This is a genomic window from Pseudomonas sp. rhizo66, assembly GCF_031931925.1.
Classification (GTDB): Bacteria; Pseudomonadota; Gammaproteobacteria; order Pseudomonadales; family Pseudomonadaceae; genus Aquipseudomonas.
The window spans coordinates 106,520-119,129 of record NZ_JAUJWZ010000013.1 but is presented as its reverse complement, the minus strand read 5'-3'; the positions used below and the strand labels follow the sequence as shown (position 1 = coordinate 119,129).

The following is a 12,610-nucleotide window of genomic DNA, read 5'->3' as shown; positions in this document are numbered from 1 at the left end:
GCCATGCGTTTGCTGGTCGTAGAAGATGAAGCCAAAACCGCGAATTTCCTCGCCAAAGGCCTGGGCGAGTCGGGTTTTGCCGTAGACGTGGCGCTCAATGGCCTCGATGGGCGCTATTTTATCGAGCAGCAGGAGTACGACCTGATCATCCTCGACGTGATGCTGCCGGGCCTCAACGGTTGGCAATTGCTGCAACTGATCCGCCAGCGCGGCGCCACGCCGGTGTTGTTTCTCACCGCCAAGGACGCCATTGAAGACCGCGTGCGCGGCCTCGAGCTGGGCGCTGACGATTACTTGCTCAAACCCTTCGCCTTCGCCGAACTGCTCGCGCGGGTACGCACCTTGCTGCGGCGTGGGCCGATGCGCGAAGCGGAGTCGTACACCATCGCCGATCTGGAAATCGACGTCCTGCGCCGCCGCGTCAGCCGTGGTGGCCAGCGCATTGCCCTGACCAACAAGGAATTCGCCCTGCTGCAATTGCTCGCCAGTCGCCAGGGCGAAGTGCTGTCGCGCACGCTGATTGCCTCGCAGGTGTGGAACCTGAATTTCGACAGCGACACCAACATGGTCGAAGTCGCGGTGCGGCGTTTGCGCGCGAAAGTCGATGACCCGTACATGCCGAAACTGATTCACACCGTGCGCGGTGTCGGTTATCAACTGGAAGCCCCCGACGATGCGCTCTAGGTCGATCGCCTGGCGCTTGGCGCTGGCGTTCGCGATGGTTTGCGCGTTGGTGTTGAGCGCGATTGGCGTGTTTCTTTACCGCTCGCTCGCCTCGGAAATCGCCTGGCGCGACGACCTCGCATTGCTCGGACGACTCGAACAAGTGCGCGCCTTGCTCGCCGACAGCGACAGCCTCGACGCCCTGCAGGCGCGGCCACGGTTGTATCAAAACATGCTCGGCAATCTCGACAGTTTGTTGCTGGTGCGCCGCGCCGATGGTTCCAGCGTGATCGCCATCAATCCCCGTCAACGCGATTTGCCGACACTCAACGCAATCCCCCGCGAGCAAGCGCCGCAGCGTCGTGACGTGTTGACGTGGCAAGCGCCGGACGGTGCTGCGCTGGCGCTGCTATCCGGTGCGGCGCAGGGGCCGAACGGCGAGCCGCTGACCGTCATCGCCGGCAAGGTACTGAGCGAACGCGAGCAGATGCTCGCCAGTTACCGTTTGCGCTTGTATCTGGCAGTCGGCCTCGGTGCGTTGCTCGCTTTTGCCTTGGGCTTGCTGTTGCTGCGCCGGGGCTTGCGACCGTTACGGCAGTTGAGCGCAGCCGTGCGTGGCATTGATCTGCGCAGTCTCGATCAACGCTTGCCCGCCGCCGGTACGCCGACTGAGCTGCTCGAACCGGTGCAGGCGCTCAACGGCATGCTGGCACGGCTGGACGACAGCGTGCAGCGCCTGTCGCAGTTCTCCGCCGACCTCGCCCACGAGATCCGGACGCCGTTGCACACCTTGTTGGCGAGCAACGGGCAGGCGCTGAATCATCCGCGCAGCACCGAGGAATATCAGGAAGTGCTGGCGTCGAACATGGAAGAATTCGAACGGCTCAAGCGCATGGCGGAAAACCTGATGTTTCTTGCCCGCGCCGAGCAGGCCGAGCGCGCGCTTAACCTGCAAGCGCTGGACTTGCACAGCGTTGGCGGTGAACTGTGTGATTACTTTGAAGCCTTGGCCGATGACCGCGATCTACGGCTGGAGAATCAATTGCACGGCGAACTGTTTGCCGATCAGCAACTGTTGCAGCGTGCGCTGGGCAATCTGCTGGCCAATGCCGTGCGTCATGCCGATCCCGGAACCGTGATCAGCCTGCGTCGCCGCGATGAGTCAGGTTGCTGCTGGTTGCAGGTGCACAACCACGGCCCGGCCATTGCGCCAGAGCACCTGGGCAAACTGTTCGACCGTTTCTACCGCGTCGATCCTGCACGGGCAGAGCCGGGGGATTCCGGTGGGTTGGGGTTGGCGATCGTGCAGTCGATCATGCAATTGCATGGCGGGCAGGTGCGGGTGAACAGTGATGCTGACGGCAGCGTTTTTGAGTTGGGCTTTGCGGTGATCCGGTGACAGCTTCTTGATCATTCCAAATTAGGCTAAGCTTGATCAATGATTGCATTAAATATGATGCAAAATTAAGAAATAGTTTAGATTTGCATCGTAAATAATGCAGGATTTCGTCATGGAACAGCTTGGTGAGTTGATTAGAGCTTTGCGCAAGGCAAGCAAATTGTCGCAGCAGGCGCTGGCCCAGCAATACGGCATGAGTCGCGCGACCATCTCGGGAATCGAAAACAACACGGTCTCGGAAATCGGTTTGCGTAAGGTGGAAGCGATCCTGAACGGGTTCGGCCATGAGTTGACGGCGGTTCCCCGTCAGTCTCGCCGCCCGACGCTTGATGCGCTGCAAAAGGTAAATTTCCATGACTGAACCGACGGATCGATTGAACGTCTGTGTCGGTGGGCAAATAGTGGGAACACTGGGGCGCGGGCAGGATCGCGCGGATAGCGTCTTCAGTTACCGCGAAGAGGCCAGTGACAAAAACGCCGTGTCACTGACAATGCCGCCCCGTCTGGAAACTTATGGTTGGGAGCATGGCATCCATCCGGTCTTCGAGATGAATTTGCCTGAGGGTGCGCTGCGTGATGAGCTGGTCCGGCGCTTCAGTAAAGCGGTTCGTGGTTTCGATGACTTTGCATTGTTGGCGATCGTCGGTCCTTTTCAACTCGGTCGTTTGTCAATTGCCAACGCATCGCCGGCGGACTGCCCGCCCGAAACGTCTCTGGCCGATCTGCTGGTGCACGATGGCGCGCAAGGCTTGTTTGAGGATCTGTTGCAAACCTATGGTCAGTATTCCGGGGTGTCAGGTGTGCAGCCCAAAGTGCTGGTACGTGACAGTACTGCTGCGATTGATCGCCTGACTCATCGAGGGTCAACCCATCTGGTCAAAGCGTTTCGTGCCGATGAATATCCGCAGTTGGCAACCAACGAATACTTCTGCATGCGTGCCGCGCAGCACTGCGGGCTTGAAGTGCCAAAGTTCGAGCTCAGCGAGCAGGGCAAATTTCTGGTCATCGAGCGCTTTGACTTGAGCTCTACGGGCTACCTCGGTTTCGAGGACTTTTGCGTACTCAATGGTTGGTCATCGAAGGCCAAATACGACGGCTCTTACGAAGGTGCGGCCCGGCAGATCAAAGCGTTTGTGTCACCCGCGCTGCTCAATCAGGCGCTGGAAGCATTTTTCAAAATAGTGGCTTTGTCCGCAGGCCTGAAAAACGGCGACGCGCATCTAAAAAATTTTGGCGTGCTTTACGAAAACTGCGGTGAGGAATCAGTAATCAGGCTCGCCCCCGCATACGACATCATCACCACCTCGGTCTACATAAAGAACGACAGTATGGCGTTACTGTTGGGTGGTTCGAAGGCCTGGCCAAAGCACAAAATGCTGGTGCGCTTTGGTCGAACTGCCTGCAATCTGACCGAAGCGCGTTGCAATGAATTACTGCAGCAAGTCGCTAATGGCATGCAGATAACGATGGGCGAAATGGCCGAGTACAGCGCAGGTCATCCAGCGTTCGCTGAGATGGGTGCTGCGATGATCGAACAATGGTTGTCTGGTATGGCGCGCAGCCTGAGTAAAAGCTGACGATCAGCGCAAGCCATCGCGAAACTGCCCCGGCGTCAGCCCCGTCCAGCGCTTGAACGCGCGGCTGAAGCTGCTGGTGTCGGCAAAACCCAGCAAATAACTCACCTCACTCAACGAGCACTGCGGATCGCGCAGGTGCAGCAGCGCCAGATTCTCGCGGCTCTCGTTGAGCAACGTATCAAAGCGACAACCTTCATCCGCCAGATGCCTTTGCAGACTGCGCAGACTCAGGTGCAACGCCTGGGCAATGCGTTCTGCACTCGGCTCGCCTTCCGGCAATTGTTCTTCAATGGCATCGCGCACCTTGCGCTCCCAGGTCAGCGGCTGGAGCTGGGCCATCGTGCGATTGAGCACCGCTTCATTGTGTTCGGCAAGTTCCGGGTTGGCGTCGTCGAGGTGGCTGTCGAAGTCGGCGAGGGCGAACTCCAGGCGATCCTCGACGCAGCCGAAGTGCACCGGCGCGCGGAAGACTTTGTGCCATTGCTGCGCATCGCTCGGTTCCGGGCGGCGCAGGTACACGGCCAGCGGCGCGTAGTCGCGGCCGAGGCGATTGCGGCAGGTACGCACGTAGATCGCTGTGAAGGCATCGATGGCTTCGAAGGCTGGCGCCGGATTGCCTGACGGAATTTTCAGACGGAATTGGTAGCGGTCGTCGCCGCGGCTCAGCTCCAGCTCCAGCGCATCGCTGACCACCGGGTGATAGCGCACGATGCGTTCGAACACTTCGCGCAAACTGCCGCTGGCCACCAGCGCATAACCGAGTGCATGAAAAGTAGTCGGGCTGACGAACCGCGATACGCGCAAACCAATCGCCGGGTCGCCGCTGATCTGCACGGCAATTTCCCACAGGCGCGTGGTGCCGGACAGTGGATAACGCGCGTTGGGGTCGTCCATCAAGCTCGGATCGAGCCCGGCCTGTTGGCACAGGGCAATGCTGTCCAGCCCCAACGCATCGAGTTGCTTGCGCAAGGCACGGGTCCAGCTGGCGAGAGAGGTCGGTTCCTTCATGCTGATTGGCGCTTCCGGTCAACAGGTTGGCGTTCTCGGCTACCGCGAAACAAGGTCTGACGAGGCACGATGCGAGCATCCATAAACAGAGGATGGAAGCATGGACGGTACTTCTGCAAGTCCCCAGCGACACAATGCTGCCCAGCGATCAGCGCATATTCGCGAAGTGGTGCTGGCCAGAGGCGTCGAGCTGCGTCAGCGCTACCCGATTCTCCAGCATCAGGATGCGCTGGGCGCGGGGATTCTGGCCTTTGCCCTGGCGGGGATGATCGGTTCGGCAGCGTTGTACATCAGCGGCCATATGGCGTGGTGGGTGTGCCTGCTGCTCAACGCGTTTTTTGCTTCGCTGACCCATGAGCTGGAGCATGACCTGATCCACAGCATGTACTTCCGCAAGCAGCGTGTGCCGCACAACCTGATGATGGGCCTGGTCTGGCTGGCGCGGCCGAGCACGATCAACCCCTGGATCCGCCGGCATCTGCACCTCAATCACCACAAGGTCTCCGGGACTGAAACCGACATGGAGGAGCGCGCGATCACCAACGGCGAGCCGTGGGGGTTTGCTCGTTTGCTGATGGTTGGCGATAACGTGATGTCGGCGTTCATCCGCATGCTGCGGGCCAAGACCTGGGCGCACAAGTTCAGCATCATCAAGCGCACGCTGAAGGTCTATGCGCCGCTGGCGCTGGTGCATTGGGGCGCGTGGTATATGTTTCTCGGTTTTCATGCGGCCAATGGGATTGCATATCTGCTGGGCGCACCGATTGAATGGTCAGCGACGACTTTGTCGGTGATGCAGGTGATCGATATCGCCGCCGTGGTGATCATCGGTCCGAATGTGTTGCGCACGTTTTGCCTGCACTTCATCAGCTCGAACATGCATTACTACGGCGATGTCGAGTTGGGCAATGTGCTGCAGCAGTGCCAGGTGCTGAACCCGTGGTGGTTGTGGCCGTTGCAGGCGTTTTGCTTCAACTTCGGCAGCAGTCACGGGATCCATCATTTTGTCGTGAAGGAGCCGTTTTACATTCGCCAGATGACCGTGCCGGTGGCGCATAAGGTGATGCGCGAGATGGGCGTGCGGTTCAATGATTTCGGCACGTTCGGGCGGGCGAACCGCTTTGTTCGTCGGGATGAAGTTGCGGTGTCTGGTGAGGCGGTGGAGGCCTGACAAGCTGCCCTCACCCTAGCCCTCTCCCAGAGGGAGAGGGGACTGACCGAGTTGTTTGCGCTTGATACATCGACCTGAAACTGCGAGTCGAACTCAGGTTTGAAGAACATGAAGATCTGCTCCCTTTCCCCCTCTCCCTCTGGGAGAGGGCTGGGGTGAGGGGCTCTTGATCCTGTCTCAATCCGGCTGAAACGGCGAAGCACTGAGAATCACCCCGGTCTCTTCCACATACTGCTGCCAATGCCCGATCAACGTGCTGAGCTTGTCCGGCTCACTCAACGCCAGATCATGAATCTCCCCCGGATCACTGCTCAAATCATAGAGCTGCCACGTCGCCGGCCCCACCGGCCCGGGAATCCATACCGCTTTCCACGACCCTTGGCGAATCGCTCTCCGTCCGAACAACTCCCAACCCGTCACCGTATGCTCGTCATGCACTTGCACGGTCTCGCCGGACAAGAATCCCAACCACGATTTACCGCGCAACGGCGCCACCGGTTTGCCGTGCCAGAGCTTGCCCGGATGCCTCACGCCGGCCAGATCGAGAATGGTCGGCGTGATGTCCATCACCGTGCCGAAACCATGGCTGATCTGCCCTTTGAGCGGCAACTGCGGATAGTGCAGCAACGCCGGCACGCGAATCCCGCCCTCGGTGGTGAACGCCTTGAACAGACGCGACGGCGCAGTCGCTACCTGCGCCCAGTTCGGCCCGTACCAGACGTAGGAATTGGCCCGGCCGATGTTGTCGAGGCTGTTGTCGTAATGCTGGTTCAGATAGGTCATCAATTCCGGGCCGAACTTGGGGAACGCTTCCAGTAGCGCACCTTCGGCACCGTTGTCGGACATGAACAGGATGAACGTGTTGTCGAGTTGCCCCTGCTGGCGCAGATAGTCGACGACCCGGCCGATGTTCCAGTCCATGCGCTCGACCATCGCCGCGTAGACCTCCATCGCCCGCGCGGAAATCTGTTTTTGTTCCTCGCTCAACGCGTCCCACTGTTGGGTCAACTGAATCAGTGGATGCGGCTCGACGTCTGGCTCGATCAGCCCCAACGCTTTGAGTTTTTCCAGTCGCTCCAGACGCAGCACTTCCGGCCCGGCGTCATAGCGGCCACGGTATTTCTCGACAATGTCGGCCGGCGCCTGCAACGGCCAGTGCGGCGCGGAGAACGGCAGATAGGCGAAGAACGGCCGGCTCTGGTCACGCTCCTTGAGGTATTGCAGCAGCTTGTCGCCAAAGGCATCGGAGGAATAGAAATCCTTGGGCAATTCGTCGAGGAAGTTGTCGTCCTCGATGTACAGCGCCGGGGTGGATTTCAGCAGGCCTGGGGTTTGCTCATCGTAGGTTGGCTCGAAGCCGTAATGGTTGGCCGCGCCCGGCAGCAGCGAAAACGAGCGCTCGAAACCTCGCGCATGGGGCGCCAGTTCAGCCTTCAGACCGAGGTGCCATTTGCCGCTCATCAAGGTTTGATAACCGGCCTCGCGCAGCAGCTCCGGCAGCGCCACAACACGATCATTGAGGTAACCCTCGTAACCCGGTTTGCCGATCAGCTCTGGGGTCAGCGCTTCGGCCATGGTGCCGATGCCGGCGATGTGGTGGTCAGTGCCGGTCAGCAACATCGAACGGGTCGGCGAACAGGTTGGCGCGGTATGAAAGTCGGTCAGGCGCAGGCCGTTGTTGGCCAGGGCATCAAGGTGCGGCGTGGCGATTTCGCCGCCGAACGCACCGATGTCGGAGAAACCTAAATCGTCGGCAAGAATCACCAGAAAATTGGGACGTTGCGGCATCGCAAAACTCCTGTTCAGCAGGCAATGAACGTCAGCGGCAGATCGCGGATCTGCACCGGCACGCTCGGTTGGTAATGGTCGTCACTGGTCAGCTCGTGCAGCAGCTCTTCACGCAACTGATGGAAGTCGAAACTGCTGCGCTGGCGCGGGTGCGGCAGGGCGATGTCAACCACCTGCTTGATCCGTCCCGGACGCGGCTCCATCACCACCACGCGGTCGGCGAGGAAGATCGCTTCTTCGACGTCATGTGTGACGAGGATCGTGGTGATTTTTGCGCGATCGCGAATCGCCAACAGCTCGTCCTGCATCTGCTGGCGGGTCAGTGCATCAAGGGCACCGAAGGGTTCATCAAGCAGCAGAATGCGTGGGCTGGCGACCAGACCGCGAGCGATCGCCACGCGCTGGGCCATGCCGCCGGACAACTGATGCGGGTAGGCGCGGGTGAAATCGCGCAGGCCGACCAGATCGATGAAGTCGTTGATCCGTTGTTGCTTCTGCGCAACGCTCAGCGGTTCGTTGACCAAGCCCAGACCGATGTTGTCGGCGACGGTGAGCCACGGGAACAAACGGTGCTCCTGAAAGACGATGCCACGCTCGCCACCGATGCCGCTGACGGCTTTGCCGTCCACGGTAATCTGCCCGCGAAACTGCGTATCCAGGCCCACCAGCAAGCGCAGCAAGGTGGATTTACCGCAGCCGCTGGAGCCGACAATGGCGACGAATTCGCCCTCGGCGATGTCCAGGTTGAATTCGCGAATCGCCTCCAGTTCGAAACCGTCGACGTCGAAGGATTTGCCTACGTGATTGAAGCTGACAATCGGTGCGTTCATGCGTGTCTCCAGCGGGTCGCGCGAATTTCCAGGCGTTGGCCAATGAGGTTGAGCAAGGCGCCGGTGAGACCGACGAAAAGCATGCCGGCCATGATCAGGTCCATGCGCAGCAGTTGTTGTGCGCCGATCATCTGGCTGCCGATGCCGCCGTTGGACGGCATGAAATATTCAGCGCCGATGGTGCCGAGCCAGGCGTAGATCAGGCTCAGTCTGAGGCCTGCAAAAATCCCCGGCGCGGCGCCCGGCAACACCAGTCGGCGCAGGCGCTGGCCGAGGCTCAGGCGCAGCACTTGTGCAGCTTCGTTGAGCTGTGGCGAGAGGTTGGCGACGCTGCGTTGCGTGGCAATAAACAGCGGGAAGAACGCAGCGAGGGCGACGAACACCCACTTCGCCAATTCGCCGAGACCGAACCACGCGGTGAGCAGCGGCACCCAGGCAAAAATGGCGATCTGGCGGATGGCCGCGAGGGTCGGGCCGAGCAGGCGTTCGCTGGTGCGCGACAAGCCCAGCAGCAAGCCGAGGGCGAAACCGAGTCCGCCGCCCAACAGCAAACCGCCGAGGGTGCGACCGAGGCTGAGCGCCATGCCGCTGATCAACGTGCCATCGAGCACGCCAGCCCATGCCGTGCTCAAAACGGCCAACGGGCTGACCAGAATATTGGCGTCGACCCACTGCTGGTCACTCGCCAATTGCCACAGCGCCAACAAGCCCAACGGCAGCAGCCACGGTTGCAAACGCTGCCAGCCTTCATAGCGCGGGCCGCGACGGATTTCGGCAGTGGCCGGGTGCGGCCAGTGCACCAGTTTCTTGTCCAGCAGACCGATACCGCGATCCATCGCCACGCCGATCAAACCGATGACGACGATGCAGACGAACACGATGTCGAGCATGAACAGTTGTCGCGCCCAGACCATCAGGTAGCCGATGCCTTCGCTGGAGGCCAGCAACTCGACGGCCAGCAATGAGGTCCATCCGGCGGCGAGCGCCAGACGTACGCCGGCCATGAACGCGGGGAGGGCGGCGGGCAATACCAGGCGCCGAATCAGCAGGCGTGGCGGCAGGCGCAAAACGGCGGCGGCTTCACGCAATTTCGGCTGGGCATCTCTTACGCCGACGAGTGTGTGCAGCGTCACCGGCACCACGATCGCTTTGATCAGCACCACCAGTTTCAGCACTTCGCCGATGCCGAAAAAAACCATGAACAAGGGAATCCACGCCAGCGTCGGTACTTGCGACAGGCCGGCGAAGCTCGGGAAGATCAAACGTTCAAGACGCTGACTGAAGCCCAGTGCTGCGCCGAGCAATGCACCGGCCGAAACCCCGGCAAGCAGGCCCCAGAACAAACGCTGCAGGCTGATCCACAAATGGCTCCATAACTCGCCTTGAGACAGCTCGACAGCGCTGTTCCAGACCAGCGACGGCGCGGGCAGGATCTGCTCGCTCATCCATTCATTGCGTGCGGCCAGCCACCACAGCGCGAACAGACTGAGCGGCAGCAGCCATGGCAACAGGCGGTGGTTCAGGCTTGGCCAGGTGCGGCGGCTTTTCAGCGGCGGCGCGGGTAGGGGGAGACTGAGCAAGGATTGGCGGGCCATGGGTGACCTCCGTTCTCGGGTTGGCTCAAGATCAAGATCAAAAGATCGCAGCCTTCGGCAGCTCCTGCGGGGGAATGCGTCCGTGAAGTGACCCCTGTAGGAGCTACCGAAGGCTGCGATCTCTTGCGGTATTAACTAAGAGCTAATGGTTATAAATAATCTTTAATAAGTTGTTTTTAGAGATAAGCAGCGCCATTTAAGGCCTCCAGCCCACACGCATCCAATGCATTCGAAGAATATTTTCAATGCTGTTAATGCATATGCCGCTGCAAGCCCCGGCGCTGCTCGCTTAGCGTAAAAAGCTATAAAAATGTGCATTTATAGTATTTAAGCGCTGGTAGTCGTTCGGCCTACTTTCGGCTCCTCAACGCCCGTCGTGATCAAGGAGCAGCACCCATGAACCTTCCCTTCAAACGTGTTTTCAGTCTGTTTGCCGTTCCGGCTCTGGCGGGCCTGCTGGCGTTCACCGCCCATGCCGAGGAGCTCAAGGAAATCAGGATCGCCGTGCCTGACCTGAGCGCCGGCACTCAGCACAGCGGTGGGGGCGTGGTTGATGTGTTGCGCGATCAGCAGATCTTCGAAAAGGCCTTCGCCGATCAGGGCATCAAGATTCAGTGGAGTTTCTTCAAAGGCGCGGGACCGGTGATCAATGAGGCGTTTGCCAACGGTCAGGTTGATCTGGCGTATCTGGGCGACCTGGCGGCAATCATCGGCAAGTCCAACGGCCTGGATACGCGTTTGCTCAGCGCCAGTGCGCGTGGCGTGAAGCAGTACCTGGGCGTGGTGCCGGGTTCGGGGATCAAGACGTTGCAGGATCTCAAGGGCAAGCGCGTGGCGATCTTCCGTGGCACCGCGACGCAGTTGTCGTTTGATGCGGCGCTGGCCAGTCAGGGCCTCAGCGAGAAGGACCTGAAAGTCATCAATCTGGATTTCAATGCGGCGGTCGCAGCGCTGGCGGCCAAGCAGATCGATGCGTCATGGGGCAGCTCCGGATTGAGCGCATTGCAGGCCAAGGGGCTGGCCGAGTTGCCGCTGAACACCAAGGATCTCGGTGGCGCAGGCAGCGTGCAGTCGGTACTGGTCGGCACGGGCAAGTTTGTCGACGCGCACCCGGAGGCGGTGGCCAGGTTGCTCAAGGCGCAACAACAGGCCGTGGAGTGGCTGACGCAGGACAGCAACAAGGCCGCTTACGTGCAACTGGTCTCGGGTTTGGCCAGCTATCCGCCGGTGATTCTGACCCAGGATCTGCAGGATCAGAAGTTGAGCGAAGTGTTCCCGTCGACGCTGGATCCGGTGTTCCTTGGCAAGTTGCAGGACTCGGTGGATCTGGCGGCGAAGGAGAGGCTGATTCGCAAGCCGTTCAAGGTCAGCGATTGGGTGGCGCCTGAGCTGGCTGCGGCCAAGCTATGAATCTCTAGCGCTTGCTCTGGCCTCTTCGCGAGCAGGCTCGCTCCCACAGGGTTCTTAGGTGAACACAGATTCTGCATTCACCACCGAACCACTGTGGGAGCGAGCCTGCTCGCGAAAGGGCCCTAAACAGCGACGCTGATCTTCTGCCGATCCACCGCCACCAACGTCTCGATCATTGCCCGTGCCGCCGGCGACAGCCGAAACCCGGTACGACTGACAATCCCGCAGCGCGCATTCATGCTCTCCAGGTTCTGCGGCAAATTGCGCCAGTGCAGCAACACCAGCGAACCCTTGGCAATGTCCTCGACAAATGCCTCCTCCGTACCGACGCCAATCGCATTCGATTGCAGCACCACTTTGACCAGCGCCGGAAAGTGCTCGGTCTCGATGCTCGGGGAAAAATCGATGCGCCCGCTGAGGTTCGCCAGCAGTTTGCGAATGCCCGGCGGGATCAGCGTGGTCGCCAGCGGATAGTCGAACATATCGTTGGTCGACAGGCTTTCCTTGGCCAGCAACGGATGCCCCGGGCGGCAGAAAAACACCCCGCGCTTGGGCGTCAGCGCCTGGGTCTGGAAGTTCGGATCGGACTCGAAATGGCGAATGTCGGCGATGAAGAACTCGATCTCTTCACGGCTCAGTGCGCGGCTGAGTTTTTCCCAGTTATCCACCTGAAAACAGGTGCGCACTTTCGGGTGCGCATTGATGAATTGCGCCACCGCATCCGGCACCAGTTTCACCGCCGGTGCCGGGCCGCAGCCGAAGTGCACCTCGCCGGCGTCGAGCTTGGTCATCTGCGTCACTTCGGCGCTGAGCAACGCTGCGCCCTGCACCAGCGTCAGGGCGTGTTGCAGCACCACCTGGCCCTCGGGCGTGGGGCGCAGATCCTTATTGCCGCGATCCACCAGTACGCAACCGAACTCTTGCTCCAGCCCTTGAATACTGCGGCTGAACGCCGGTTGAGTGATGCCCATCGCGTCGGCCGCGCGGACAAAACTGCGGTGTTCGTTGAGGGCGATGAAGTAACGCAACTGGCGAAGATCCATATGCTTTTCCGGCATCCTAAAAATAGCTCGAAGGCATTTGCGACGAGGGTTACTAGAGGTTTTAAATGCATGCTCTTATTCCGTCAACGAAGCATGTGGCTATCTATTAGATGTAAATGGAATATA

At 60.0% G+C, this 12,610-nt stretch carries 11 protein-coding genes; 6 read left to right on the top strand and 5 right to left on the bottom strand.

Annotation, left to right across the window (positions count from 1 at the left end):
* Positions 1 to 3 precede the first annotated feature (3 nt).
* The 4 genes from QZR14_RS16910 (at position 4) to QZR14_RS16895 (ending at position 3,639) form a co-directional block, all read left to right on the top strand.
* A complete protein-coding gene (locus QZR14_RS16910; RefSeq protein ID WP_016987597.1) occupies positions 4 to 684 on the top strand; it encodes a heavy metal response regulator transcription factor in 681 nt (226 codons plus the stop codon).
* Positions 674 to 2,062 carry a heavy metal sensor histidine kinase gene (locus tag QZR14_RS16905; RefSeq protein WP_311997178.1) on the top strand — a complete coding sequence of 463 codons (1,389 nt, stop codon included), beginning with the start codon at positions 674 to 676 and terminating at the stop codon, positions 2,060 to 2,062. Before QZR14_RS16910 ends, QZR14_RS16905 begins: the two co-directional genes overlap by 11 nt.
* 112 nt (positions 2,063 to 2,174) lie before the next feature.
* Positions 2,175 to 2,423 (top strand): helix-turn-helix domain-containing protein, encoded by a 249-nt coding sequence (locus tag QZR14_RS16900; RefSeq protein WP_311997177.1) that lies wholly within the window; start codon positions 2,175 to 2,177, stop codon positions 2,421 to 2,423.
* Positions 2,416 to 3,639: a type II toxin-antitoxin system HipA family toxin gene (locus QZR14_RS16895; protein ID WP_311997176.1), complete on the top strand. Its 1,224-nt coding sequence runs from the start codon at positions 2,416 to 2,418 to the stop codon at positions 3,637 to 3,639. The genes QZR14_RS16900 and QZR14_RS16895 overlap by 8 nt, the downstream gene beginning before the upstream one ends.
* Positions 3,640 to 3,642: 3 nt before the next feature.
* Here QZR14_RS16895 and QZR14_RS16890 read toward each other — a convergent pair whose 3' ends face one another.
* A complete protein-coding gene (locus QZR14_RS16890; RefSeq protein ID WP_311997175.1) occupies positions 3,643 to 4,647 on the bottom strand; it encodes an AraC family transcriptional regulator in 1,005 nt (334 codons plus the stop codon).
* A 100-nt stretch (positions 4,648 to 4,747) separates the two neighbouring features.
* Here QZR14_RS16890 and QZR14_RS16885 point away from each other — a divergent pair, with 100 nt between their 5' ends.
* The gene (locus QZR14_RS16885) at positions 4,748 to 5,818 is read left to right on the top strand and encodes a fatty acid desaturase (RefSeq protein ID WP_311997174.1); all 1,071 of its coding nucleotides are present in this window, start codon (positions 4,748 to 4,750) and stop codon (positions 5,816 to 5,818) included.
* Positions 5,819 to 5,995: 177 nt separating this feature from the next.
* Here QZR14_RS16885 and QZR14_RS16880 read toward each other — a convergent pair whose 3' ends face one another.
* Genes QZR14_RS16880 through QZR14_RS16870 form a run of 3 tightly spaced genes read right to left on the bottom strand, consistent with a single transcriptional unit; the run spans position 5,996 to position 10,031 of the window.
* Entirely contained in the window at positions 5,996 to 7,606 is a 1,611-nt protein-coding gene (locus QZR14_RS16880) for an arylsulfatase (RefSeq protein WP_311997173.1), read from the bottom strand.
* 14 nt (positions 7,607 to 7,620) lie between these two features.
* Positions 7,621 to 8,436: an ABC transporter ATP-binding protein gene (locus QZR14_RS16875; RefSeq protein ID WP_250606466.1), complete on the bottom strand. Its 816-nt coding sequence runs from the start codon at positions 8,434 to 8,436 to the stop codon at positions 7,621 to 7,623.
* A complete protein-coding gene (locus tag QZR14_RS16870; RefSeq protein ID WP_311997172.1) occupies positions 8,433 to 10,031 on the bottom strand; it encodes an ABC transporter permease in 1,599 nt (532 codons plus the stop codon). The genes QZR14_RS16875 and QZR14_RS16870 overlap by 4 nt, the downstream gene beginning before the upstream one ends.
* A 396-nt stretch (positions 10,032 to 10,427) precedes the next feature.
* On the opposite strand from QZR14_RS16870, the gene QZR14_RS16865 reads away from it, so the two are divergent.
* Positions 10,428 to 11,441 (top strand): ABC transporter substrate-binding protein, encoded by a 1,014-nt coding sequence (locus QZR14_RS16865; protein ID WP_311997171.1) that lies wholly within the window; start codon positions 10,428 to 10,430, stop codon positions 11,439 to 11,441.
* 122 nt (positions 11,442 to 11,563) lie between these two features.
* Here QZR14_RS16865 and QZR14_RS16860 read toward each other — a convergent pair whose 3' ends face one another.
* Positions 11,564 to 12,484 (bottom strand): LysR family transcriptional regulator, encoded by a 921-nt coding sequence (locus tag QZR14_RS16860; protein WP_250606463.1) that lies wholly within the window; start codon positions 12,482 to 12,484, stop codon positions 11,564 to 11,566.
* Between the last annotated feature and the right edge of the window lie 126 nt (positions 12,485 to 12,610).